Annotated in this window: 21 protein-coding genes; 14 read left to right on the top strand and 7 right to left on the bottom strand. The window is 51.4% G+C overall.

Annotated features, from left to right (window positions below; translation table 11 throughout):
- The first annotated feature begins 46 nt into the window (after positions 1-46).
- From asnB to ACO064_RS09940, 6 genes are all read left to right on the top strand, one after another.
- Positions 47-1,888 (top strand): asparagine synthase (glutamine-hydrolyzing), encoded by a 1,842-nt coding sequence (gene asnB, locus ACO064_RS09965; protein ID WP_421827230.1) that lies wholly within the window; start codon positions 47-49, stop codon positions 1,886-1,888.
- Positions 1,881-3,047, top strand: coding sequence for a glycosyltransferase family 4 protein (locus ACO064_RS09960; RefSeq protein ID WP_421827229.1), 1,167 nt, complete (start codon positions 1,881-1,883; stop codon positions 3,045-3,047). The genes asnB and ACO064_RS09960 overlap by 8 nt, the downstream gene beginning before the upstream one ends.
- 116 nt (positions 3,048-3,163) lie before the next feature.
- Positions 3,164-3,811: a sugar transferase gene (locus tag ACO064_RS09955; protein WP_421827228.1), complete on the top strand. Its 648-nt coding sequence runs from the start codon at positions 3,164-3,166 to the stop codon at positions 3,809-3,811.
- A 1-nt stretch (position 3,812) separates the two neighbouring features.
- Positions 3,813-4,418 carry an acetyltransferase gene (locus ACO064_RS09950; protein ID WP_421827227.1) on the top strand — a complete coding sequence of 202 codons (606 nt, stop codon included), beginning with the start codon at positions 3,813-3,815 and terminating at the stop codon, positions 4,416-4,418.
- Complete coding sequence (locus tag ACO064_RS09945) at positions 4,415-5,572, top strand: DegT/DnrJ/EryC1/StrS family aminotransferase (RefSeq protein WP_421827226.1); 1,158 nt, start codon at positions 4,415-4,417, stop codon at positions 5,570-5,572. The genes ACO064_RS09950 and ACO064_RS09945 overlap by 4 nt, the downstream gene beginning before the upstream one ends.
- A 12-nt stretch (positions 5,573-5,584) precedes the next feature.
- The gene (locus tag ACO064_RS09940; RefSeq protein WP_421827225.1) at positions 5,585-6,214 is read left to right on the top strand and encodes a response regulator; all 630 of its coding nucleotides are present in this window, start codon (positions 5,585-5,587) and stop codon (positions 6,212-6,214) included.
- An 83-nt stretch (positions 6,215-6,297) separates the two neighbouring features.
- Here the strand turns inward: ACO064_RS09940 and ACO064_RS09935 are convergent, their stop codons facing one another.
- Positions 6,298-6,828 carry a thioredoxin family protein gene (locus ACO064_RS09935; protein WP_421827224.1) on the bottom strand — a complete coding sequence of 177 codons (531 nt, stop codon included), beginning with the start codon at positions 6,826-6,828 and terminating at the stop codon, positions 6,298-6,300.
- Between the two features lie 223 nt (positions 6,829-7,051).
- On the opposite strand from ACO064_RS09935, the gene yihA reads away from it, so the two are divergent.
- Together yihA and ACO064_RS09925 are read left to right on the top strand one after the other, a co-directional pair.
- Positions 7,052-7,675 carry a ribosome biogenesis GTP-binding protein YihA/YsxC gene (yihA, locus tag ACO064_RS09930; protein WP_421827223.1) on the top strand — a complete coding sequence of 208 codons (624 nt, stop codon included), beginning with the start codon at positions 7,052-7,054 and terminating at the stop codon, positions 7,673-7,675.
- A gap of 78 nt (positions 7,676-7,753) precedes the next feature.
- Positions 7,754-8,251 (top strand): DUF5606 domain-containing protein, encoded by a 498-nt coding sequence (locus ACO064_RS09925; protein ID WP_421827222.1) that lies wholly within the window; start codon positions 7,754-7,756, stop codon positions 8,249-8,251.
- Between the two features lie 158 nt (positions 8,252-8,409).
- Here ACO064_RS09925 and ACO064_RS09920 read toward each other — a convergent pair whose 3' ends face one another.
- Both ACO064_RS09920 and ACO064_RS09915 read right to left on the bottom strand, forming a co-directional pair.
- Positions 8,410-9,555 carry a TIGR03364 family FAD-dependent oxidoreductase gene (locus ACO064_RS09920; RefSeq protein ID WP_421827221.1) on the bottom strand — a complete coding sequence of 382 codons (1,146 nt, stop codon included), beginning with the start codon at positions 9,553-9,555 and terminating at the stop codon, positions 8,410-8,412.
- A gap of 19 nt (positions 9,556-9,574) precedes the next feature.
- The gene (locus tag ACO064_RS09915; protein ID WP_421827220.1) at positions 9,575-10,330 is read right to left on the bottom strand and encodes an HAD hydrolase-like protein; all 756 of its coding nucleotides are present in this window, start codon (positions 10,328-10,330) and stop codon (positions 9,575-9,577) included.
- A gap of 183 nt (positions 10,331-10,513) precedes the next feature.
- On the opposite strand from ACO064_RS09915, the gene ACO064_RS09910 reads away from it, so the two are divergent.
- A complete protein-coding gene (locus ACO064_RS09910; protein WP_421827219.1) occupies positions 10,514-11,893 on the top strand; it encodes an ethanolamine ammonia-lyase subunit EutB in 1,380 nt (459 codons plus the stop codon).
- Positions 11,890-12,696: an ethanolamine ammonia-lyase subunit EutC gene (gene eutC / locus ACO064_RS09905; RefSeq protein WP_421827218.1), complete on the top strand. Its 807-nt coding sequence runs from the start codon at positions 11,890-11,892 to the stop codon at positions 12,694-12,696. Before ACO064_RS09910 ends, eutC begins: the two co-directional genes overlap by 4 nt.
- On the opposite strand, the gene ACO064_RS09900 is transcribed toward eutC, so the two are convergent.
- Entirely contained in the window at positions 12,693-13,310 is a 618-nt protein-coding gene (locus ACO064_RS09900; RefSeq protein WP_421827217.1) for a DUF4230 domain-containing protein, read from the bottom strand. The two genes, eutC and ACO064_RS09900, sit on opposite strands and share 4 nt — an antisense overlap.
- Positions 13,311-13,510: 200 nt before the next feature.
- Positions 13,511-14,818, bottom strand: coding sequence for a glutamyl-tRNA reductase (gene hemA, locus ACO064_RS09895; RefSeq protein WP_421827216.1), 1,308 nt, complete (start codon positions 14,816-14,818; stop codon positions 13,511-13,513).
- Positions 14,819-15,142: 324 nt separating this feature from the next.
- On the opposite strand from hemA, the gene ACO064_RS09890 reads away from it, so the two are divergent.
- Complete coding sequence (locus ACO064_RS09890) at positions 15,143-16,381, top strand: sensor histidine kinase (protein WP_421827215.1); 1,239 nt, start codon at positions 15,143-15,145, stop codon at positions 16,379-16,381.
- A gap of 33 nt (positions 16,382-16,414) precedes the next feature.
- Here the strand turns inward: ACO064_RS09890 and ACO064_RS09885 are convergent, their stop codons facing one another.
- Complete coding sequence (locus ACO064_RS09885) at positions 16,415-16,939, bottom strand: hypothetical protein (RefSeq protein WP_421827214.1); 525 nt, start codon at positions 16,937-16,939, stop codon at positions 16,415-16,417.
- 51 nt (positions 16,940-16,990) lie between these two features.
- Here ACO064_RS09885 and ACO064_RS09880 point away from each other — a divergent pair, with 51 nt between their 5' ends.
- Positions 16,991-18,103, top strand: a complete 1,113-nt coding sequence (locus tag ACO064_RS09880) for an acyl transferase (RefSeq protein ID WP_421827213.1) — start codon at positions 16,991-16,993, stop codon at positions 18,101-18,103.
- A 6-nt stretch (positions 18,104-18,109) separates the two neighbouring features.
- Here ACO064_RS09880 and ACO064_RS09875 read toward each other — a convergent pair whose 3' ends face one another.
- The gene (locus tag ACO064_RS09875; RefSeq protein WP_421827211.1) at positions 18,110-19,261 is read right to left on the bottom strand and encodes a sigma-54-dependent transcriptional regulator; all 1,152 of its coding nucleotides are present in this window, start codon (positions 19,259-19,261) and stop codon (positions 18,110-18,112) included.
- A 401-nt stretch (positions 19,262-19,662) separates the two neighbouring features.
- Here ACO064_RS09875 and ACO064_RS09870 point away from each other — a divergent pair, with 401 nt between their 5' ends.
- On the top strand, positions 19,663-22,839 hold the full coding sequence (locus tag ACO064_RS09870) for a SusC/RagA family TonB-linked outer membrane protein (RefSeq protein WP_421827210.1): 3,177 nt from the start codon (positions 19,663-19,665) through the stop codon (positions 22,837-22,839).
- Between the two features lie 112 nt (positions 22,840-22,951).
- Positions 22,952-24,484, top strand: a complete 1,533-nt coding sequence (locus tag ACO064_RS09865; RefSeq protein ID WP_421827209.1) for a SusD/RagB family nutrient-binding outer membrane lipoprotein — start codon at positions 22,952-22,954, stop codon at positions 24,482-24,484.
- Positions 24,485-24,528 lie beyond the last annotated feature (44 nt).

Below are 24,528 nucleotides of genomic sequence, written 5' to 3'. Positions count from 1 at the left end.
GAAGGTAGCTAGCTGAGATCAGCTTACCTAAAACCATTTCGTTTCTATGTGCGGCATATTCGGAACCGTTAACTGGCCCCACGATTCACCAGCGCATCTGGGGGACAGCCTATTGCATCGGGGACCGGATGAACAACGGGAGTGGCGGAAGGATAATATTTACCTGTTTCATGCCCGTTTGGCGATCCAGGATTTGTCACCGGGTGGGCGCCAGCCAATGACTCACGGTATTTATACCATCGTTTTTAATGGAGAAATTTACAACCATAAACAGTTACGTCAGCGGTATAACCTGAACTGTCAGTCTTCATCGGATACGGAAACGTTGCTTTATTTATACGAGCGTATTGGCTTGCGGATGCTGGATGAACTGGACGGCATGTTTGCGTTTGCGCTCTATAACGACAAGACGCATACTTTGCTGCTGGCTCGCGACCGGGCAGGTGAAAAACCGCTTTATCTCTACCAGAATAGCCATCAATTGGCATTCAGTTCGGAGTTGAATGCCTTGTCGGCTTATCTCCCCCTTTCGATAAATGAGCTGACTCTGGCTCGTTTTCTGCGGGTTGGATTTCTATATGGTCAGGAAACGCCCTATGTGGGGGTTACAGAGCTACCGGCTGGTCACTTCGCTGAAATTAATTGCCGCACGATGACCGTAACGGTATCATCGTGGTGGACTATTATGGATTTCGCGCGTCAGATGCACTCTATTCCGGAAGCTGAGGCACTTGAAAATGTAGACACCTGCTTGCAGGAGGCCGTTCGCCGACGGATCGATAGTTCTGATCTGGAAGTAGGCGTCTTTCTGAGCGGAGGAATCGACAGCGGATTAGTCACTGCAATGGCAGCTCAATTCAAACCCGGTATTCGGTCGTTCACCGTATCGTTCGCTAATGGCGAGTATGATGAAGCCCCGTTGGCACGGTTGGTTGCCGATCGCTACCAAACCCGGCATACGGAAGTACAACTCTCATTCGGGCGGCTCCAGGACGACATTGAACACATTATTGCCGGGTATGGAGAACCGTTCATGGATAGTTCGGCCATTCCAAGTTATTATGTGGCGCAGGCCGCTAAACAGCACCTGACCGTCATTTTGAATGGTGATGGAGCCGACGAGCTTTTCGGTGGTTACCGGCGTTATGTGCCAGCCGCTCGATTTGACTTTAATAATTTCCCCGGAATCGTGAAGCGGGGTGCCAATGTACTTTATCGTTCGTTACCTTATCCAAAAGACAAGAAAAGTCGGTATAACTTTGCATACCGCATGTTGGATATGGCCCGAAAATCAGGCCTTGAGCGTTATCTTTCGGCTACGACCGATGTTTTTGAAAATTACACGGACGCCTTCTGTCAGCCCATTCCGCTTACCGATTTAGCCAACTCCCTCGCTGGCTTGCAGGCATCGGGCTTAAGCGCCTTACAGCAAATCCAGATAGCCGACTTTCAGGCTATCCTGCCGGGAGATTTACTGATAAAAATGGACATTGCCACGATGGCGCATTCGCTCGAAGGGCGAAGTCCTTTTCTGGCCAAAGACTTAGTAGAGCTAGCACCCACCTTGCCGGATTCATTAAAGATTCACGGTACCACAACAAAGTATTTGCTGCGTCAACTGGCCCAAAAATATTTGCCTCAAAAATTGATTGATCAACCAAAAAGAGGGTTTGAAGTTCCTCTTAAACAATGGATAGACAACGAGTTGAAAAGCGTAGTGTATGATTACCTCGTTCAACCGCAGATTGTGGATCGCTATGTCCGGCGGGACTTTATCACCAGGCTGATTGGGCAACCGACAAAATTCCCGGCTGAAAAGCGGGCTAAAATGCTGTATTCTCTGTTTGCAATGGAAGTCTGGTACCGAAAAATTGCAAGAAATGGCTAAGCTGATGCGGATGACAACCGTTCCGGTTTCGCTCCAGAGTCTGATCCGGGGACAGATGCGGTATATGAAATTGCATGGATTTACCGTCTGGATGAGCAGTGCCGATGGAACTACTATCCAGGCGTTGGAACAGCAGGAAGGCTGTCCGCACTATATAGTGCCCATGACGCGCCGGTTTACACCCTTGCAGGACCTGAGAGCTTTGTGGGTAGCTTATAGGCTGCTTCGGCGGCTGCGTCCGGACATTATTCACACGCATACTCCTAAAGCCGGTCTGATCGGAATGCTGGCTGGCTGGTTCGCGGGAGTACCCATCCGGCTTCATACTGTTGCCGGGCTGCCTCTCATGGAACGTGAGGGGGTTCTAAAACAGGTATTGATCAGGGTAGAGCAACTTACATACGCTTGTTCAACGGGGGTCTACCCCAATTCAATGGCGTTGCGAGCCTACATAGAAAAGGCTATTTATACAAATTCTCAAAAATTAAAGGTAATCGGATGCGGAAGTAGCAACGGTATCGACAGCAATCACTTTCGCCGAACGGATGGGTTGCTAGAGCAAGCTCAGGCACTTCGGGATCAATGGGGTATGCAATCGAAGACGTTTGTTTGGCTCTACGTAGGACGTATGGTCAGACAAAAAGGCATTGATGAGTTGATACAGGCCTACATACGGTTATCAACCACCTGTCCGGACATTCGGTTGGTGTTGGTTGGGCCGTTTGAGTCGGACCTGGACCCCATTTCGCCCGGTTCGGAACACCTGCTGAAAAATCGGGAGGATATTATCGTAACCGGTTTTCAGCCAGATGTAAGGCCTTATTTGGCAATGGCCAATGCGCTGGTTTTTCCCAGTTACCGGGAAGGATTCCCCAACGTTCCCATGCAGGCGGCCTGCATGGAATTACCCATGATTGTAACGGATATCAACGGGTGCAACGAGATCATAACCCGGGAGGTAAACGGACTAATTGTGCCACCCAAGGATGAAGAGTCTCTTTATCTGGCCATGAAACGGTTGTATGAAGATGCCGACCTGCGTCAGAAATTCAGCCGGAAGGCGCGTGAATTGATGGTCGAACGGTTTGACCAGCAATGGATTTGGCAGCAGTGGTTGATCGAATACAAGCGATTGATGGTCGAAAAACGTCTTATTTAGCCATGAAAAACTGCTTTTGCATCTACCTCACGAAGTCAGGCGAACTCGCTGAGCCGTGGTGTGTGCCTGGCCGACCGATTTGCGTTCAACGGTTGGCACTACGCAAAACCAGTTAAATGGAAAAGCAGCAGCGGCTCACAATTGACAACGTATTGGAAATGTACTTAAAAGCAGTTAAGCGTCTCATTGATATCAGCATATCGGCGATAGCCCTGCTGGCCCTGCTGCCTGTGCTGGTTTTGCTGGTGTCTGCGTTGGCACTGGCTAATGGCGGAAATCCATTTTTTATTCAGGCCCGTCCGGGCCGAAACGAGCGGATTTTTTGGTTGGTTAAATTCAAAACGATGAACGACCGGTGTGCTCCGGATGGTCGCTTGTTGCCCGATGCCGAGCGCCTGACGCCGATTGGCCGACTGGTTCGTAAGACATCCCTCGACGAATTGCCACAGCTCTGGAATGTTCTGAAGGGTGAAATGAGCCTGATTGGTCCCCGCCCGTTGCTGGTTGAATACCTGCCACTGTATACCGATCATCAGCGCAAACGGCATAGCGTTCGGCCTGGTATTACGGGTTGGGCGCAGGTGAATGGCCGAAATACCATATCGTGGGAAAAAAAATTTGAATACGACGTATGGTATGTGAGCAATCGATCCTTTGGGCTGGATTGTAAAATCATGGCAATGACTATTCAGAAAGTATTAAAGTCAGACGGTATTTCGTCGGCTTCGTCAGTTACCATGGAAAAATTTAAAGGAGCGAGCTAGCATGTTATTGTATGGAGCCAGTGGCCATGCCAAGGTAATCATCAGGTGTTTGCAGGTCAACAAAATAGGTGTCGAAGCCATTTTTGATGACGATGTAGGCAAAAAGGAACTGTCGACTATTTCCGTGATAGGTCCTTACCAGGCTGATTATAAGATCAATGAGCCGTTGATAATTGCCATTGGTGATAACACCATTCGATACAGGCTTGCTCAGCAAATTCATCATTCGTATGGAATCACCGTTCATCCGTCGGCGCAGATTGATCCGGGGGTAAGACCGGGAGAAGGTAGTGTTGTGCTGCATGGATCTATACTACAGGCGGATACCCTGATCGGTGATCATGTCATTATCAATACCGGCGCATCCGTCGATCATGATTGTACGGTGGGTAATTTCGTTCATATCGCTCCGGGTGCGATTTTATGCGGGGGCATTCGGGTAGATCTCGGTGCCTTTATCGGGGCTGGCGCAGTGATCTGTCCCAATCTGACCATTGGTAAATGGGCTGTCGTTGGAGCGGGTTCTGTCGTTACCCGCCCGGTTCCTGATTATGCAGTTGTTGTTGGCAATCCAGCCCAGGTTATTAAAAATAACAGACCTCTATGATCCCTGAAATCTATCTTTCATCCCCCCACCTTGGTGACCTCGAACTCCAGTATGTTCAGGAAGCTTTTGCCGCTAACTGGATCGCACCCGTTGGCCCACACATCGATGCGTTCGAGCAGGAACTGTGCATCGAAACCGGAGTGGCCCACGCTGCCGCGTTGTCGTCCGGAACATCAGCTTTGCATTTGTCACTCGTCTTACTGGGGGTAGGCCCCGGCGATGAAGTGATCTGCCAGTCGTTTACCTTTGCGGCCAGTGCGAATCCGATTGTCTATCAGGGAGCTACCCCCGTGTTTATTGATAGTGAAGCCGATACCTGGAACATGTGCCCGGACGCGCTCGAAATGGCACTGAAAGAGCGTTTGGCGCAGGGGAAACGCCCCAAAGCCGTCATCGCGGTTCACCTGTATGGTATGCCGGCCAAACTCGATGCGTTGCTCAAAATATGCCACCAATATGAGGTGCCATTGGTTGAAGATGCGGCCGAATCATTTGGTTCAACATACAAAAAAAGGGCTTGTGGTAGCTTTGGAAAGCTGGCGGTTTTGTCATTCAACGGGAACAAAATCATTACGACATCGGGGGGAGGAGCGTTGCTGTCGGATGATGAAGCTCTAATTAAAAAGGCACGGTTTCTGGCTACGCAGGCACGTGATCCGGCCCCTTACTACCAGCATTCGTTTATTGGCTACAACTACCGAATCAGCAACGTCTGTGCCGGAATCGGACGGGGGCAATTGAAGATTCTGTCTGACCGGGTAGCGCAGCGACGCGCGAACTACGCATACTATTTTGAGCATTTAAGCAAGCTGCCAGGCTTTGCTTTCCAGCCCGAACCCGACCCCTGTTTTTCAAACCGCTGGTTAACCTGCATCACGGTTGATCCGGATTTGTCAGGGGGGATTACCTGTGAGGATATTCGACTGGCATTGGCCGAAAAGCGGATTGAAGCGCGGCCTTTATGGAAACCGATGCACCAGCAACCTGTTTTTGCCGGGTTGCCCTACTACGGAACCGGCGTATCTGATCGACTCTTTGAAACGGGTTTGTGTTTGCCTTCAGGTTCTAATTTGACCCGTGAACAAATCAACAAGGTGGTCTCGTGCGTAGAAGAAACTGTGGAAATAGCTTATCTGACGGATGGAAAGAACTAGATCGAAAAAACGATGTACAGGATCCTGCTAGTGGATGATCATTCTATCGTGCGTTCGGGCATTCGTCTGCTTTTGAAGGAGCAGTACGGCGCTATCGAGGTCGACGAGGCCAAAAACGGCAGTGTGGCTTTCGGGAAAATCATGGACAATACCTACCACCTGATGGTGACGGACATCAACATGCCCAATACCGATACGTTCAGCCTGCTCCAGAACATCCGAAGCACAGCCCCGGAGCTACCGATCATGATTTTCACCATCATGACCGAATACGCTTTTGCCAAACGGTATCTGCAACTGGGCGTGAAGGGATACATCAGCAAACAGGCTGAAGATTCGGAAATTCTGAAAGCGGTTCACCGTATTTTATTTGGAAAGCTTTATGTCTGTTCCGAACTGATGGATCAGATGGGGGAAGATAGCCATTTTAGCCAGGAACTGGACCCCTTTGGACGGTTATCGAACCGGGAACTGGAAATTGCCTATCATCTGGTGAAAGGGAAATCCGTCAGCTACATTGCCGATACGCTCAACATTCACACGTCGACCGTTGGCACGCACAAAGCCCGGATTTTTGACAAGTTGAAGGTCGATAATGTGGTGGTTATGAAGGATCTTGCCATGCATTACCGCCTGATTTAAAACGGGTTTAGTCAACTTGACCGGTAAAAAAAGCAGCAAACGAAATCCGTTGCGGCTTTTTGGGGTTCAACGAGTTTGCGCGGTTAAAGCGCATTTCCGCCTTTCACCCCCTTGCCAATGGCCAATAACTCTTCCGGTGAAATATATCCCAGCACTTTCTTGACAACTTTGCCGTCACCATCGATGAAAAACAGGGTCGGATAGCCTTCCAATGGGTATTGCAGCGCCAAATCCGGGCCTTCGCCTTTTTCCATATCAACCTTCACGTTGATAAATTCTTTGTTGAAAAAATCGCCGACGGTCTGCTGGGTAAAGACGTTTTTTTGCAGCATTTTGCAGGGACCGCACCAACTGGTGTAGGCATCCAGAAAAACCAGTTTGTTCTCGGCTTTCGCCTTGGCCAGGTGTGTTTTCCAGGCGGCATCCGTAAATTGAATGCCCGGTTCTGCACTGGCCGTAGCCTCCGCTGGAGGGGTTTCAGTTTCAGTCGCAGCCGGAGTTGCACTTTCGCTAACGGCCGGTTTTTCTCCTTCCGATTTCGTGCTGGTGGTGTTGCAGGCATTCAAAACCAGCGCCAGGGCAACAAGGCCGGATAGCAAACTTGTAGGTTTCATAATTCGGTATGCGGTTCGTTCAGATGAAAGAGTAACGACGAATGGATTCTAATTGGTTTCCCAATTTCGGAAAATGGTCCCATTCGTAGTACAATTTTAAGCAAAAATATCGATTTATAAGCCGGTGTGATCGATGCAATGTGGGGATAGAATAGTACTCTTCTCAATTCTTTACGAACTTTGCGGCTGGAAGACGGTTTTTAAACTTGTTCTCTGAACCACTATGGAAGTAAAACAAGCTGAGTTTATAATTAGTAACTCCGACCCGACCCGTTGCCCGAAGCCGGACAAACCGGAATACGCTTTCATCGGTCGCTCGAACGTCGGAAAGTCGTCGCTCATCAACATGCTGACCACCCGGCACAAACTGGCTAAAACCTCGCAGACGCCCGGGAAAACGCAATTGATCAACCATTTTCTCATCAATACGGATTGGTATCTGGTCGATTTGCCGGGCTACGGTTTTGCGAAAGCACCCCAGCGGGAGCGGGAAAAGTGGGAGAAAATGATCGATGCCTACCTCACCGAACGCCCGAATCTGATCTGTACGTTTGTGCTGGTCGATGGCCGGATCGACCCGCAGCGGATCGATCTGGAGTTTATGGCGAAAATGGGCGAACGCGGACTGCCCTTTGTGATTATTTTCACGAAAAACGAAAAAAGCAGCACGAACGCCATTGCGCAGATGGTAAAAAAATATAGTCAGACGCTGAAGCAAACCTGGGACGAATTGCCGCCGATGTTTGTGTCGTCAGCCGTCAGCAGCCGGGGCAAAGAGGAAATTCTGGACTACATCGACCAACTGAACAAGGAATTTTACCAAGAAATGAAGGCGAAGCGCGATTAGCCCTATCTTTGCCCCTCAGTTTTTAGGAAAATTGGCAATAACCAAATCAAATCGACCGTTACCCATTAAACAAGCAGCATGGAAGCGCTGAAAGAAATTGCAAATATTGCCGGAAAAAGCGGCTTATACCGAATCATGAAACCCAGCCGGACTGGCGTGATTGTGGAGTCGCTCGACGAAAAGAAGGAGAAAACCATGATCGGGCCGACGGCACGTGTATCGGTGCTGAAAGACATCTCGATTTATACCGACGACGAGGAACAATCGAAGCCCCTGGCGGATGTGTTTCTGGCCATCTACGAAAAATACGAAGACACCTTGCCGATTACGCCCAGATCGGCTTCAAATGCTGAACTGGCGGAGTTTATCGGCGAAGTGGTGCCGGAATACGACCGTGACCGGGTGCATATGTCGGACGTCAAGAAAATGATTGGCTGGTATACCATTCTGCGGAAAAACCTGCCGGAAGCCTTTGAGGAAAAAGCGGAAGAAACGACGGAAGTTGAAGAAACTACCGAAGCTACTTCGGGCGAAACGCCATCTGCAACCGCCGAGACGGAAGAGCAAAAAGCATAACGAATTTCCATTTTCAGTAATTGAAAAAGCAGGAACGGGCCTTTGGCTTTCCTGCTTTTTTTTGTTTTTGAGAATAAAGAAGATAGACAAGAGAGTAAAGAACGTTTACATGCGAATCATCTTTACTCTCTTGTCTATCTTCTCTTGTCTATTTATTCTCACGAAAACAACCGCCTGATCGTTTCTTCTGAAAAACCCGCGCTGGAGGTCATGCCTTTGCCGCCAATCCCGGTGATGATGTGAACATTTTCCAGATCGGCTTCGAAAATTTCCTGGGTAGTCTGGGCGTAAAAACCGGCCCAGGTCCGTTGAATCCGATCCACCGGGAAGTTGACGATGCGGCTGGCTTCCTCCAGAATCAATTGATTGACATAGTCTTTGGTATCGAACCCCAGGTCGTCGGTCTGGAGCGCCGTTGCATATTCGTGCGAATCCCCGATGATGATGGAACCGTCGAGCGCCTGTTTGAACAAGACGTGAATGCCCCATTTTTTTAGCTCGTCCAGGTGTTCCGGCGTTTTGAGACTGGCATACGACGGACAATCGGCAAACGACTCATACCGCCGGATGGTCAGCCCCGTCAGAATGTTTCCGGGAAGGGCAATTTCCGGCATCGGAACCGTCTGCATCATCTGAAGTTTGCTTACCACCAAGCCACTCTCGGCAAAAAGGTCGGGGTACAACAACCGAAATTCGCTGCCGTTGCAGATCAGAACTTTCTGAGCCTGAAACCGTTCGCCATTCGCCAGTTGAACCGTTGCCCCGCTGGCCGTCGATTCGCAGCCAACCACGGCAGCATTGTTCCGATGCGTTACGTTGGCGTATTTCGTCGTCACATAATCGATGAGCTTGTAGATCATCAGATCCGGCTCGACGCTGATTTCTTCCGGAAAAACCACGGCCCCTTTGACATACTCGGGCCGCAAAACCGGGTATTTTACCAAGGTCTGGGCCTGCGACCACAATTCGCAGGGATAGCCGTCGGCCCGGCGCTGGTCGTATAATTCATTGGCCAGTTGCCACTCGTCGGCGTCTGATGCCACGTAAACCGAGCCGTTTTTCCGGACCGAGATGTCGTGTTCCTGCTGAATTTCGTGGTAGAGTTCCAAACTGCGACGCCCGTATTGATACCAGCGCCCACTCAAACCCGACGGAACGACCTGTCCGAAATTCCGAACGGTGGCACTGACGGGGCGGTTGTCTTTTTCAAGAACCAGAACCCGCTTGCCGGCGCGGGCGGCATGGAACGCGTGAAACGTGCCCAGGATACCGGAGCCGATGATGATGAAATCGAAAGAAGCCAAGAGAAAAAGAGATTACGAATTACAAACTAAGACCGTTGGCCCGTTTCTGAAAAGATGACGCTGAAAGCAGGGTGGGCAACTCACCGAGCGATCCCAGCAACCGGTCGTGTGGCTGGGTTTCGAGCTGACTGCGGGTGTGCGTGCCGTTGACAACCCCCAGGTTGAGTCCAACCCCGGCAGCCTTGCCGGATTGCAGATCTGAGGGCGTATCGCCAATGTTGACTACCGATTCCGGATTCGTAACCGCCAATAACCGCATCGCTTTCTGGATCATCAGCGGTTGCGGACGACCGTGTTCCACCTCATCGCTGGCAATCGACGCCTGAATAACGGTTTGGCTGTTGCCCACATACTGCTCGTCCAGACCGGTCAGCCAGCCTAATTTTTCCAGAATAATGTCGGTCACCTTGCGGTAAAAACCGGTGGTCAGCGCAATCTGGATGCCGTGTTTACGCAGAAAATCGAAGGTTTCCAGACAGCCTTCCGTTGGCACAACGGTTTGGGTTCGGTAGTGGTTTTCCAGGATCTCGGTAAAGAGCTGGTAGGAATGATCCACTTTGGCCGTCAGTTCTGAAGGCGAAGGCTGCCCCAACTGCTCTTTCCAGAGGGTTTCAAAAACAAACCGTTTGGAAAGGCCCTGCATGGCCAGAATGCGTTCGTCGCTGACGATCAGATCGGTCTGGGAAGCCGCCTGAGCAAAACAGTGCTCCACCTCGTGCTGGTCCCGAACCGTCGTGCCAGCCATATCAAATACCACCAATTGGAAAGATTTCATTTTCAAAAACGGATAAAATACCAATCGTCAAACATACAAAAGACCCGCCTATAAACGGTTATCGGTGTATTAAATTCCTGGATTTCTTGGCCTTATCCGGGCTTGTTAGTAGATTCCATTTTGGATTCCCCGGCATTTCGTATACCCGGTTTTCGTACAACTCTTTTCGGAATTGTTACCACTATGGCCTACCGCTGTACCGTTCGGAACTTTACCTATCACTTCGACGACCTGAAAACGTTGCTGGCTAAAGCCACCCCGCTGCGGTCGGGCGACCAACTGGCGGGCGTGGCGGCCCAAACCGCCCAGGAGCGGGTGGCGGCCCAAATGGCCCTGGCCGATCTACCGCTGACGACGTTCCTGAACGAGGCCGTGATTCCGTACGAAACCGATGAAATTACCCGGCTCATTCTGGATACGCACGATGCCGATGCGTTCGTGCCGATCAAAAGTCTGACGGTGGGTGATCTGCGGAACTACCTGCTGTCTGACGAGGTCGATGCACAAACGCTGACCAACCTGCAACCGGGCCTGACGCCGGAAATGGTGGCGGCTGTGAGTAAGCTGATGCGAAATCAGGATTTGATAACGGTTTCGGCGAAGTGTGAAGTCATTACCCGGTTTCGGGATACGATCGGGTTGAAAGGGCGGTTTTCGACCCGGCTGCAACCGAACCACCCGACCGACGATTTTCGGGGCGTTGCGGCCAGCATCGTAGATGGTTTGTTCTACGGAAGCGGAGACGCCGTAATTGGCATCAATCCGGCCACCGACCACGTTCGGACGGTGGTTCGGCTGGTCGATATGATGGATCAGATCCGGCAGCGGTTCGATATTCCGACGCAAACGTGCGTGCTGAGCCACATTACCACCACGCTTCAGGCCATCGAACAGGGCGCGCCGGTCGATCTCATGTTTCAGTCTATTGGCGGAACGGAAGCCGTTAACAGTTCCTTCGGGATCAATACCGCCCTGCTCCGGGAAGGGTTTGAAGCTACCCGCGCCCTGAAACGCGGTACCGTGGGTCAGAACGTCATGTATTTTGAAACGGGGCAGGGGAGTGCGCTGTCGGCCAATGCCCATCATGGCGTCGATCAGCAGACCTGTGAGGTTCGGGCGTATGCCGTGGCCCGGCTTTTTGAACCTTTGCTGGTCAATACCGTAGTCGGTTTTATCGGACCAGAGTATCTATACAATGGGAAACAAATTATTCGGGCCGGTCTGGAAGACCATTGCTGCGGAAAACTGCTGGGGTTGCCAATGGGCGTCGATATTTGTTACACGAACCACGCCGAAGCCGATCAGGACGATATGGATACCCTGTTAACCTTACTCGGAACCGCTGGCGTCAATTTTATCATGGGTATTCCCGGTGCCGATGACGTGATGCTGCATTACCAGAGTACCTCGTTTCACGATGCGCTGTATCTGCGGGATTTGTGCCGCCTGCGCCCCGCGCCGGAATTTGAAGCCTGGCTGCTGCGCATGGAATTGATGAACGCCGACGGGAAGTTGCTGCCCGTTAAAAATACCCACCGTTTACTCCAAGCTGCCGGTTTATGAGCCATCTGCCCGACCAGCCCGATCCGTGGGCGTTTCTGCAAAGCCACACCTCCGCCCGCATCGCCCGCGGTCGTACGGGCCACAGCCTGCCCACGCGCGCCCTGCTGGATTTTCAACTCGACCACGCCAGCGCCCGGGATGCGGTTTATTCGGAACTGGAGCGGGATGCGTTGCTGACTCAACTCCAAACCGTTCAACAGCCGGTTTTGCAGCTTCATAGCCGGGCGGTTGACCGGCAACAATACCTGCAACGCCCGGATTTAGGTCGGAAGCTGGATGAAAAGAGCCTTTCCCGCCTACACCTACACCCGTCAGGTCTTCAAGATCTGACGGGTGTAGGTGTAGGCGGGAAAGGCTCACCGGGTTTCGATCTTAGTATTGTGCTCGTTGATGGTTTATCTGCCACGGCCATCAATCGGCACGCAGGAACCGTCGTTTCGCGATTAGCGGAAGAAATTCGGGCGTTGGGATGGTCACTGGCGCCTTTGTGTCTGGTGGAACAGGGGCGGGTGGCGATTGGCGACGAAATTGCCCACGCACTCCAGGCCGAAACCGTCGTGGTGCTGATTGGTGAACGGCCCGGCCTGACCTCGCCCGACAGCATGGGGGCTTACCTGACGTTCCGGCCACAACCCGGTTTGACCGACGAATCGCGCAATTGCATCTCCAACATCCGGCCCGAAGGCTTTCCGTACGAAGCTGCCGTACAAAAGTTGCTCTATTTGCTCACCGAAATGAAAACCCGGCGGTTGTCGGGGGTGCTGTTGAAAGACGAATTTGACGACAATCTGTTGATGCCTTAGCGGAGGGGCTGTAACGTGGCTTTCATGCGGGTTGTCAGAAACACTTTTTTGCCCGAAATCCGCTCCAGCATCGGTTTGAGAATTTTGTCGGCGTTCTGCCGGGTTTGTTCCAGAATTCCGCTGTTCAGTGCCGACTGCCGGATTTGGGTTTCGGCCCGTCGGTAGGCTTCGTTGACCAACTGGGCTTCTTCAAAAAACGCGTATTCCGTATTGAAAACCCGCGAGCGGTTGTGGTTGATCTTGTAGGAACAGATTTCCGGGTCGGGCAAATGAACGATCAAACTGTCGCCCTGGGCAGTAACATCGTCGGCGGTTATTTTGGTGAGATCCAGGCAGCCAATCGCTTCGCCTTCCACAATCAGCACGGCTTTCGGGTTGGGCAACCACTCCCGCACAAACTGGTGTTCGACAATGTCTTTAAAGCGGTATTGAACCAGTTCGAGCTTTCCTAACTCCGTGACTTCCTGCAAAACCACCGTCTGGACGGTCGCTTCTTTCTTCGTCAACCCGCTGAAAACCGACCAGCCCCGCAGTTGTTCCCACAGCACAACCAGGCCAACGACCAGCAGGACGATCAGAAACAGGCGGAGAATCGTATTGATAAAGCGGGACATAGCAGAAGGGTTTACGGTTTATGGTATTCGGTTTACGGTAACTGACGCGTTTTGATGTATGCGTCAATCCCGGCGGGGAACCGCACCGATCCGGCGGCCTGGCGTAAACTGTAAACCGAATACCGTAAACGAATATTGCTCAAACGAAAAATCCCAAACCAATTGCTTCGTTTGGGATTTTATAGAGCGCTCATCATAGGTTAGTGAAAATGCTGCGATGCATCGGCGGGTTGTTTTTCCAGGTCGAACAAATCCGTTAACACATCGATCAAGGTATCGGCTTCGCCCCGTTTGCAGGCGGCTTTGAGTTGCAATACCGGTGATTTCATGATTTTTTGCATGATGCTGCGCGTAATTTTCTCCACTTTCTCGGATTCTTCGGCAGTCATGTTTTTCAAATGGCGGGCGATTTCTTCTTTTCGAATCTGCTCCAGCGCATTTTTGAATTTATTGATCGTGGGTGACACCACCATTTCCCGTGACCAGTCGTTGAAATCGGCAATCGACTGATGGATAATGGCTTCTACCTGCGGAATCGACGCCATCCGGCGGCTCAGGGCTTCGTCGGCCCGGTTGCGGATGTGGTCGATGTTATACAAAAGCACCCCCGGAATCTGCTCGATGTTGGTATCGATGCTCCGGGGAACGGATAAATCAATAAAGTACTTGAACGTTAGCGAGTTTAAGTCGGCCAGCAAGTCGGTGGTAATGAGCGGTTTTTCAACCAGCACCGACGCAATGATCACGTCCGCTTTGGCAATTTCCTCCGTCAGATCGGCCATGTCGGCCACCCGGAACGCGTGTTTCTCCGCCAGCGCATCGGCTTTGGAACGGGTGCGGTTGCAGAGCGTAATGCGGTTTAATTTGCGGGCAGCCAGGTTTTCGCAGATGTCTGCGCCAATTTCACCCAGACCAACCACCAGCACCGAGGGCGTAGCCGGACCGTGACCCGCCGGGCAGCCGCCGGTTCCCACCAATTCTTCAATCAGTTCAACGGCGGCATACGAAACCGAAGCGGCTCCGTCGCGGAAACTGGTTTCCTGCGCTACCCGTTTGTTGGTAAAGAAGATGGTGTGCATCAGCCGGTGCAGGAAAGGCCCCGCCATATCGAGGTCGGCCGACCATTGATAGGCTTGCTTGACCTGATTCGGGATTTGCATGTCGCCCACAACCTGCGAGTGCAAACCGGTACAGACTTCGAACAAATGCCGAACGGATTCGGCCTGCGTATCAAAAAAATGAAAATAGGGAAGGTAATCTTCCGTTGAGGTTATCCCTTTTTCGGTGAGTAACAACCGGGCAATTTCCCGGTTCAGATTTTGCGGGGAAGTGTAATAAACCTCCGTACGGTTGCAGGTAGAAATAACCAGCGATTCCGAGGCTCCAAAAAACTCCCGAAGCTTGATCAGAAACTGTTTGGACTCGTCTTCATTTAATGCAATTAGCTCCCGGACAGCCAGGGGGGCGGTTTTATGTGAAAGGCTAATTGATTGAAAGAAATCGTGCATTGCTACTTTTCAAAATATGCCCAAAATTACGATACAATTCTCTTACAGAAAACACTGTTGGTACAGATTCAGTTTACTAGTTACTTATTTAGAACCTCTATAAACTATTGCAAAGTTCTCTTCTTTATATCCTATTTGCAATATTATTCCGGTGAGACGGGCAATAAGGACATTGAATTGCTGAAAATGAGCGTTATGACGTAAGTCTGTTGCGAAGTTACCACCTGAAGCGGTTGTGATTTGATGATGAGAATCAGCCCATAAAATGATAATTTTCACCCGATACGCCGAAAACCGGAGTTAGGTTGCTTCAAACCGAAATCTATGTTGAAGTCATTGGATATATATGGTCAGCGAAACACGCTGAAGATTGTCGTTGCCCTGAATCTGCTTTTAGTCGGTACGGCTTCCCTGCTCTATACCAACCGGTTGGTGGAGCGGCTGGAAGAACGGGAGGAGAATTACGTCAAGTTGTATGCCAAAGCGCTGGTTCAGGTGTCTAATGAGAATCCGAATGAGGATATGACGTTCATTACCCAGGAGATTATTTTTGTTAACGAAAAAAACCAGCTCCCGACTATCTACGTAGATGAGAACGATAAAATAATCGTTCACAATTTCACTTTCCCGCCGGGCACACCGGACGAAGAAATCGACCTGGAATTGGAAGAAAATCTGACGGAAATGAAAGAAGAGCATAAACCCATTGTGGTTGAGATGGGTAACAAGAAACGCGGCTACATTTATTACCACAATTCCGCGTTACTGACCCAACTCCGGTTTTTTCCGTACGTTCAACTGGCGGTGATGATCGCCCTCGGTTTTCTGGCCTACCTGGCGTTCAGTTCGGCCCGGAGGGCGGAGCAAAACCGGGTTTGGGTGGGTCTGGCGAAAGAAACCGCCCACCAGTTGGGAACCCCGCTGTCGTCGCTGATGGCCTGGGTCGAATACTTTCGCACCGATCCGGCGATGGATCAGTCGATTGCCGATGAAATTGAGAAAGATGTCAACCGGCTGGAGACGATTGCCACCCGGTTTTCCAGCATCGGCTCCATTCCAACGCTGAAGCGGGAGGATCTGTATGAAACCGTCCACCAATTTATCACCTACCTCGAAAAGCGGATTTCAACGAAGGTCAAAATGCATGTTGAAAACTATCTGGTCGATGGCCGGGAAGTGAAAATTAATAAACTCCTGTTTGAGTGGGTGATTGAAAATGTGTGCAAGAATGCCGTCGATGCGATGGGCGGGATCGGTAGTCTGACGATTCGGTTGTTACCGCTGCCCCGCAACGAAATCGCCATCGACATCACCGATACGGGAAAAGGAATCAGCAAGGCCAATTTGCAGAAGGTGTTTAACCCCGGCTACAGCACTAAAAAACGGGGTTGGGGGCTGGGACTGACGCTGGCGAAACGGATTATTGAAGAATACCACAACGGCCGGTTGTATGTCAAAAGCTCCGAAGTCGGCAAGGGAACTACGTTCCGGATTTTGCTGCGGGAAACCGTGGTGGGTGAAGAACCGGCCCTGGAAAGCCACAAAACGATTCGCAGTGCGTAAAACCGGTTTTACGCACTGCGAATCGTATATTTCTTAGTTCAGGGGAACGGAAATGGTATCGGTTTCCACGACGTTGCTAACGCGCAACTGGCGGTCCCGAATGCGAATGGCAAATTTGACCGGCGTCATGCGGGTATTGCGCGACCGCAGAAAGCTTTGGGAGAAATCCAGTTTGCCTTCCAGCGGACTGTTCTTGTTGTCGGGTTTCAAACGCGGAAAAAACAGTTTGTTGAGAACCGGCAGATCGACATATTCGAACTTGCCATTGACAAACCGGTAGGTTTTCAATTCATAATTTCCCCAATCCAGGTAATTCAGAGAATCTTTGGTTCGCTCATCGACCGATAGCCCCAGATCGCCGTCACCATCCTGAAACTGAACTGTAATCACCAGGGAATCTTTGGGAATCTGGGAAAAATCGTCGAAGGCCGGATACGATGTAACCGATGGTGAACTTATTTTGGGCGTATTATCAAAATCAGGCGGTTCCAGACAGCCGATCAAAAGGGCTGAAAATCCTAAAAAAAACAGGCCTTGCCGAATAAATCGCGTAGACATCGTGTTAATAAACTAATCGTTACCAGTTAGTATGTATTGGGCTTACCCTTCATGACTAAGCCGTTTTCTCTCTTTACTTTGTCAACTTCAAACATTCGTCAGGAACTCCGAAACCGCATCATCCGGCTTGTTGCAACCGACCATTCCGGGTTCGATTCGCTCGCACTGGCGGTTTTTCGTTATCAGGCGGTTTTCAATCCCATCTACAGGTCGTACCTGAAGCACCTGAACGTTGAGCCTGAAAAGATACGAACCATCACTCAAATTCCGTTTCTCCCCATCGGTTTTTTCAAACAGCACCCGATTCTGACGTGCGGGTCTGACGAAGCAAAACCGTCTCTGGAAGACTTGTTAACCTTTGAAAGCAGCGGTACAACCGGAGTGGTAACCAGCCGCCATTTTGTTTCTGATCCGGCGTTGTATGATACCGTCAGCCAGCAAATCTTTGAAAACCGCTACGGGCCGCTCGATCGCTTCCACATTCTGGCCCTGTTACCGTCTTATCTTGAACGAAATAACTCGTCGTTAGTGTATATGGTTCAGCGGTTTATTCAGAAAACCAACTCGGCATTTTCGGGATTTTTTCTGCACAATACCGCCGATCTGACCGCTGCATTGCAGGAACTGGCCGCCCATCCGGAGCCGGATCGCAACATCCTGCTCATTGGCGTTACGTTTGCACTACTCGACTGGGCCGAGTCCGACACGGATTTTTCGTTTCTGAGGTCACTGCCCCAATTGGTGGTGATGGAAACCGGCGGCATGAAAGGTCGGCGGCAGGAGTTGCTTCGTGAAGAAGTCCACGATCTGTTGACGGCCCGGCTGGGCATATCGGCGGTTCATTCGGAATATGGCATGACCGAATTACTGTCACAGGCCTATTCGACCGGGGCCGGGGTTTTCCAAATGTCGTCTACCCTCCGTGTGCTCCTCCGCGACGTGAACGACCCGTTTGCCGTGCTTTCTTTACCAGACGACCAATCGGCCTCGGCAACACGCCTGACGGGAGGAATCAACGTGATCGACCTGGCTAATCTGGATTCCTGCAGTTTTATTGAAACCCAGGATTTGGGGCAATATGAAAAAGGCGCACCCCATGCCTTTCGGGTCATCGGGCGGTTCGATAATTCGGATATTCGGGGCTGTAATCTGATGGTGATTTGATCCGTTTCAGGCGTACATTTCGACATCATTCCGGCTAATTTCATCCCCGCACAGAATGACCAGCCGTTCAACCACGTTGCGTAACTCCCGGACATTTCCGGTCCAGGGCAGGGACTGAAGATAGGCCATGGCGTCCGGTGTGATTTCTTTGGTTTGTGCGCCGTATTCTTCCGCAATGTCGTGCAGGAATTTATCGGCCAGCAGCGGAATGTCTTCCCGCCGGTCGGCCAGCGGAGGAACGTGGATGCGGATGACGCTCAGCCGGTGGAAAAGGTCTTCGCGGAACGTGCCTTCCTGAATCTCTTTGCGGAGGTCTTTATTCGTAGCCGCAATCACCCGAACATTGATTTTGATTTCTTTATCCCCACCCACGCGGGTAATTTTACTTTCCTGCAACGCCCGCAGCACTTTGGCCTGGGCAGAAAGACTCATATCCCCGATTTCGTCCAGAAACAGCGTGCCACCGTCGGCCTGCTCAAATTTGCCGGTACGCCGGGCCGATGCACCGGTAAATGCCCCCTTTTCGTGACCAAACAATTCACTTTCAATGAGTTCACTCGGGATTGCTGCGCAATTGACTTCGATCAGCGGCATGGCCGAACGGCTTCCTTTCTCGTGGATTTGCTTGGCAACCATTTCTTTCCCGGAGCCGTTGGCCCCCGTGATCAGAACCCGGGCTTCGGTGGGAGCAACGCGGTCGATGGTGTCTTTAACCCGGCGAATCGGGTCGGAATCGCCCACAATCTCGTTGAGTTTGTAGATCCGCCGTTTCAGGGTTTTGGTCTCCATCACCAGTTTGGCTTTTTCAATGGCATTGCGAACCGTAACCAGCAGACGATTCAGATCCGGCGGTTTGATGATGAAGTCAAAAGCACCCCGTTTCGTGGCTTCGACGGCGTTTTCAACATTGCCGTAGGCCGAAATCATGATAAACTGGGTTCCTTTGCCAACGTCGGCGGCTTTCAGCAACAACTCAAGACCATCCATTTTGGGCATCTTGATGTCGCAAAGCGCTACGTCATAGCTATTTTGTCTAATCAGCTCCAGTCCCTCCTCACCATCTTTGGCTTCGTCAACTTCATAGCCTTCATATTCCAGAATGTCACGGAGCGCATCCCGGATGCTTTTTTCATCATCAATGATGATCAATCTCGCCATAAATCAATGTTACTTAATAAAATAACCTGGTAACTTGTCCGAAAACTAACTTTTTCAAAACGGAATTCAGGTGAAAGTAATAGAAAGAGATTTCAATAAACAAGGTTCTGTCTTTTTTTTTAGAGGAATCGAAAAAACATCTGTAGAAAAGGATTCCTGACCCATCCGGGGCCTACCGATCCGTGCAATTACCGGACAAAATCATAGGAAAATTAGGGATTCTAACGGTATAATTTTGACTAGATGGTGAAAAATATCTAAAAAATGCCTTGTAATATCCTAAAAGTTACTGAAATTTAGAAAAACCGGTAATTGGGGCTTAATTGCGGGTATATTCAATATAATCTTGCTCTTTTACCATTTTGAGCCTTTCCCATCTTTATTTCAAAAAACCATTTCCTATGCAGTATTCTACTTTCCTACGAAGTTTGCTAACCCTGTGGCTAGGGGTCCTGTTAGTAGCAGGCGCTCAGGCACAAGACCAGCGGGTGACCGGAACGGTTCTTTCCGGAAAAGACCAGCAGCCCGTTGCGGGGGTTTCGGTCCTGATCAAAAACTCTACCCTCGGCACCACAACGGATGCCACGGGAAAATTTGCCCTCAATGTACCGGCCAATGCGGTTCTGGTCTTCAGTTCCATCGGTTTTCAGGGCCGGGAGGTTCCGGTCGGCAATCAAACGGTTCTGACCGTGACCCTCGAAGAAGGCTCCCAGAGTCTCAACGAAGTGGTTGTGACGGCCCTCGGGATCAAAAAAGAATCCAAACGGCTGGGGTATGCCACGGCCAACGTGAACTCGGAACAAATTACGACCAACCGAACCGTTAATTTCATGAACGCCCTGCAGGGCAAAGTCGCCGGGGTCAACATCTCCAGTTTAGGCACAGGTGCCGCCGGAACGAGTAAAATCCGGATTCGCGGGCAATCGTCTTTTTCCGGACAGAACTCGCCCCTGATCGTTGTCAACGGGGTACCCATCGACAACACGAACTTCGGCCAGAACAACGGCAACACGGGCAGCGACGGCTCCATCGCCGGTCGTGACCGGAACTACTCCGATGGGGGCGACGGACTTTCGTCCATCAACCCGGACGACATCGAGGGCATGACCGTTCTGAAAGGAGGCACGGCAGCCGCCCTCTACGGTTCGCGGGCCAAAGACGGGGTCATCATGATCACGACCAAAACCAAAGGCAGCGGGCAGGGCATCGGTGTCGTGTATAACACCAACTTTACGACCGATACGCCCCTGGATTTTACGGATTTTCAGTATGAATACGGGCAGGGCGAATACGGCGTTCGGCCCACGGCGGCCAACCCAACCTCCGGGGTGTGGAGTTTTGGCGAGAAATTCAACGGACAGACGCAGGTTCTTTTCGGTGGTGTGACGGTTCCGTACGTACCCGTTCGCGACCGGATCAAGAAATTCTATCGCACCGGCTCCACCTGGACCAACTCCGTTTCCGTTTCGTCGGGCAGCGACCGGGGCGGTTTTAACCTGTCGGTTTCCAACATGGATAACAAGGGAATTACCCCGAACAACTCGTTCAACCGCAAAACCATCAACCTCGGATTCAGCTACAATCTGTCGCCGAAGCTGACCGTAACGGGATCGCTCAACTACTCGAACGAGTACAACAAAAACCCGCCCCAGATTGCTCAGCAGGACAACAGTACGCCAACGGTGATTTACACCATGTCGAACTCGATGCCCCTCGATGTGCTGGAAGCCAACCAGATCAATCCGGCAACGGGCAACGAATTCATCTGGTCGCGGTTTCAGAACCGGACCAACCCGTATTTTGTCCTAGGTCAGAAATTTGAAAACATCCGGCGCGACCGGCTGCTGGGTAACCTGACGGCGCGGTACAATTTTACCGACTGGCTGTATCTGCAAGGCCGGGTTGGACAGGATTTCTGGGCGCGGGATCAGGACTACAATTTCCCGACGGGCCAGGCTTCGCTGGCAGCCGCGCCCGCCGGTTTTGTGAACGGGGCCTACGTGCAGGAAGCCCGCCGGTTTCGCGAAATCAATGCTGACTTCCTGATCGGAGCCAACAAAACCTTTGGCAAGTTTGGCGTTGATGTTACATTGGGGGGGAACCAGTTGTACCGCCGGAGTGACCTGAACAGTGTGCTGGTAACGGATTTCATCGTTCGCGGGCTATATATTCCGCAAAATGGCCGGGTGAAAGATCCGACCTACGGTTTGAGCGAACGGAAAGTGAATTCACTCTACGGAGCAGCCGAATTTTCGTTCAACGACTTCCTGTACCTGAATGTAACGGCGCGGAACGACTGGTTTTCGACGCTCGCACCGGCCAACCGCAGTGTTTTATACCCATCCATTACGGGTAGTTTCGTCTTTTCCCAAGCCTTCAGCAATATGCCAAACTGGCTTAATTTCGGGAAAATCCGGGCTGCTTATGCCGAAGTGGGGAGCGATGGCGACGTGGCACCGTATTCCAACAACCTGTTCTACAGCGTGGGGGCCAACCTGTTCCCAAATCCTGCGGGTCTAGGCCAGCCGGTGGGCAACATCACCTCAAATACCGTTCCGAGTGCAACGCTGCGGCCCAGCCGGACGGCCGAAACCGAAGTGGGTCTTGAGCTGAAAATGTTCAATAACCGCGTGGGGCTGGATCTGGCATTTTACAACAAGATCACCAGTGACCAGATCGTGGCGGCTCAGTCGTCCGACGCGTCCGGTTATACCAATACGCTGATCAACAGCGGACAAAGTCGTAACCAGGGTTTTGAAGTATTGCTCAATGTATCACCATTCCGGTCGAAAGATTTCTCGTGGGACATCACCCTGAACGGTTCGTATAACCAGACGAAACTGCTCCGATTGCTGACTGACGTTGCGGGAGAACAGATTGTCGTTGGGAACGGGATTTACGTGGGTGACCTGCGTCATGTCGTTGGTCAGCCGCTGGGCCAGTTGTACACGTTCGGGTATGTGCGCGATGCGCAGGGTCGGATTGTTCACGGGGGCGATGGCCTGCCGGTTCGGACGCCTTCACCGATTTCGTTTGGTTCGGCCTTGCCCAAATACATCGGCGGGATTAACAACTCGTTCACCTACAAGGGCATCAATCTGTCGTTCCTGATCGATTTCAAACTGGGCGGAAAAATGATTTCGGGTACCAACCTCAACACCTACCGGCACGGTTTGCAGAAGGAATCGCTGGTGGGCCGGGGCGAAGCCGATAACAAAATGGTGGGCGCTGGCGTCAACGAAAGGGGCGAGGTCAACACGGTTCGGGCTTTTGTTCAGGACTACTACTCGGTTGGCCGGTCGAAGAGTCTGGGCGAGCAGGTGGTCTACGATGCCGGTTTCTGGAAACTGCGTCAGATCACGCTGGGCTATGATTTTACGAAAATGTTACCCAGCAAACTGTTCATCAAAGGTGTTCGGCTGAGCGCGGTGGCCAACAACGTCGCGCTGTTGAAAAAATGGGTTCCCAACATCGATCCTGAGCAGTTCGGATTCAGTTCGGATAACCTGGTTGGTCTGGAGTCGACAGGCTTGCCCACAACCCGGAGCATCGGTTTCAACCTTAATGTTAGATTCTAAATCGGTTTACGGTATTCGGTTCTCAGTTTACGTTGGCTGGCGCAAGCGACCTTTGCGTTCGTCAGCCACCGTAAGCTGAAAACCGTAAACCGAATACCTCAATCAGAAAACTATGAAAAAGACAGCTTTATATATTCCGTTAATTGCCCTGCTGCTTACCGTGAGCGGGTGCGAGGAAGGGTTCGACGAACTGAATGTTAATCCGACCGCAGCAACGGCCCTTAATCCGCTTTTTACATTTAACAATGCGATGATCAACACCACCTTCCCCGGATCGACGATGGTATTTGAGCATCCCATTGTTCAACAGGTTTTTTCGCCCAACTCCGGGGTGTTGGCGGGCGGAAACTTTAACGTCGACAACCGGGGACCCACGGGTCCTAACACGGGGATCTGGCAGCGGTATTACCGGGATGTCATCCGGTATCTGGTAGATGTGATCGCCAAAACAAAGGACGACGCCAACCGGACGAATCTCTACCACATGGCCCGCATCTGGAAAGCCTATGCCTTTATGGTGCTGACCGATACGTACGGCGACATTCCGTATAAGGAAGCAGGTTTGGGATTTCTGGGGGCCAACATAACCCCGAAATACGATACCCAGCAAAGCATTTACGACGACATCATCAAGGAATTAACGGAGGCAACTGCCGCACTGGATGCCGCCAAGCCTACGGAAGCCGGTGATATCGTGTATGGCGGGAACATCGTGAAATGGAAAAAATTCGGTAATTCCGTTCTGCTGCGGGCCGGGATGCGGCTTACGAAAGTGAATCCGACACTGGCGCAGGCCACGGCGGTAAAAGCCGTAGCGGGTGGTGTGATTCTGACCAATGCTGACAACGGACTCATTCGGAACAATGCCAACTACCAGAATCCGGTAGGAACGATGCTCAATTCGACGGAGGCTGCCAATTTATACCTGACGCGGTATTTCGTGGATTACCTGCGCACGAACGAAGATCCCCGGTTAGCCTCGATTGCCGCGCGGTATGTTGGGGCCAAAAGTGGTGCCGAGCAAACTGCTGCCCGGATCAACCGTGACCCGTCGGTGCAAATCGGTATGCCGATGGGGTTTGATAATGGCACGATTCCGGCGCAGGCAACGGCTGACAAACTGGCGAGCTTCTACGATTATTCGCAGTTGGACCGGACGCGACTGGGCAAGCTGGATGCACCTACGTTTATGGTGACTGCCGCTCAAACGAATTTGCTCCTGGCGGAAGCCGCCCAACGCGGCTGGATCACCGGCAGCGCGGCTGATTATTACGCGGCTGGCGTGACGGCCCACATGCAACAGTTGGGCGATGCCGATGCGAATTCGGCAGTTCCGGCGGCTGCTATTACGGCCTATCTCCAGAAAAAACCTTACGTGGCCGCCAATGGTCTGGAATTGATCAACACGCAATACTGGGTAGCGTCGCTCTTGAACGGCCCGGAGGCATTCGCTAATTTCCGTCGGAGCGGTTTTCCGAAGCTCACGCCCAATCCGTATCCCGGCAAGGAAATCAAAGGAAGCTTCATCAATCGCATTACCTATCCGGACTCTGAATTGTCGGTAAACAAAGCAAATCAGGCGGAGGCACTTTCCCGTCAGGGCCCTGACAATCAGGATAGCCGCGTCTGGTGGGATAAACAGTAGAAATAGACATTCAACAAAAAAACCGGAAGTTTCCTTCCGGTTTT

This window comes from Larkinella sp., assembly GCF_965227735.1.
Classification (GTDB): Bacteria; Bacteroidota; Bacteroidia; order Cytophagales; family Spirosomataceae; genus Larkinella.
This window is presented reverse-complemented; position numbering and strand designations above follow the sequence as displayed.

What these genes read in the sequence shown, in the direction of transcription:
- asnB (WP_421827230.1), top strand. Translation starts at nt 47, where the DNA reads ATGTGCGGCATATTCGGAACCGTTAACTGGCCCCACGATTCACCAGCG.
- ACO064_RS09960 (WP_421827229.1), top strand. Translation starts at nt 1,881, where the DNA reads ATGGCTAAGCTGATGCGGATGACAACCGTTCCGGTTTCGCTCCAGAGT.
- ACO064_RS09955 (WP_421827228.1), top strand. Translation starts at nt 3,164, where the DNA reads ATGGAAAAGCAGCAGCGGCTCACAATTGACAACGTATTGGAAATGTAC.
- ACO064_RS09950 (WP_421827227.1), top strand. Translation starts at nt 3,813, where the DNA reads ATGTTATTGTATGGAGCCAGTGGCCATGCCAAGGTAATCATCAGGTGT.
- ACO064_RS09945 (WP_421827226.1), top strand. Translation starts at nt 4,415, where the DNA reads ATGATCCCTGAAATCTATCTTTCATCCCCCCACCTTGGTGACCTCGAA.
- ACO064_RS09940 (WP_421827225.1), top strand. Translation starts at nt 5,585, where the DNA reads ATGTACAGGATCCTGCTAGTGGATGATCATTCTATCGTGCGTTCGGGC.
- ACO064_RS09935 (WP_421827224.1), bottom strand. Translation starts at nt 6,828, where the DNA reads ATGAAACCTACAAGTTTGCTATCCGGCCTTGTTGCCCTGGCGCTGGTT.
- yihA (WP_421827223.1), top strand. Translation starts at nt 7,052, where the DNA reads ATGGAAGTAAAACAAGCTGAGTTTATAATTAGTAACTCCGACCCGACC.
- ACO064_RS09925 (WP_421827222.1), top strand. Translation starts at nt 7,754, where the DNA reads ATGGAAGCGCTGAAAGAAATTGCAAATATTGCCGGAAAAAGCGGCTTA.
- ACO064_RS09915 (WP_421827220.1), bottom strand. Translation starts at nt 10,330, where the DNA reads ATGAAATCTTTCCAATTGGTGGTATTTGATATGGCTGGCACGACGGTT.
- ACO064_RS09910 (WP_421827219.1), top strand. Translation starts at nt 10,514, where the DNA reads ATGGCCTACCGCTGTACCGTTCGGAACTTTACCTATCACTTCGACGAC.
- eutC (WP_421827218.1), top strand. Translation starts at nt 11,890, where the DNA reads ATGAGCCATCTGCCCGACCAGCCCGATCCGTGGGCGTTTCTGCAAAGC.
- ACO064_RS09900 (WP_421827217.1), bottom strand. Translation starts at nt 13,310, where the DNA reads ATGTCCCGCTTTATCAATACGATTCTCCGCCTGTTTCTGATCGTCCTG.
- hemA (WP_421827216.1), bottom strand. Translation starts at nt 14,818, where the DNA reads ATGCACGATTTCTTTCAATCAATTAGCCTTTCACATAAAACCGCCCCC.
- ACO064_RS09890 (WP_421827215.1), top strand. Translation starts at nt 15,143, where the DNA reads ATGTTGAAGTCATTGGATATATATGGTCAGCGAAACACGCTGAAGATT.
- ACO064_RS09885 (WP_421827214.1), bottom strand. Translation starts at nt 16,939, where the DNA reads ATGTCTACGCGATTTATTCGGCAAGGCCTGTTTTTTTTAGGATTTTCA.
- ACO064_RS09880 (WP_421827213.1), top strand. Translation starts at nt 16,991, where the DNA reads ATGACTAAGCCGTTTTCTCTCTTTACTTTGTCAACTTCAAACATTCGT.
- ACO064_RS09875 (WP_421827211.1), bottom strand. Translation starts at nt 19,261, where the DNA reads ATGGCGAGATTGATCATCATTGATGATGAAAAAAGCATCCGGGATGCG.
- ACO064_RS09870 (WP_421827210.1), top strand. Translation starts at nt 19,663, where the DNA reads ATGCAGTATTCTACTTTCCTACGAAGTTTGCTAACCCTGTGGCTAGGG.
- ACO064_RS09865 (WP_421827209.1), top strand. Translation starts at nt 22,952, where the DNA reads ATGAAAAAGACAGCTTTATATATTCCGTTAATTGCCCTGCTGCTTACC.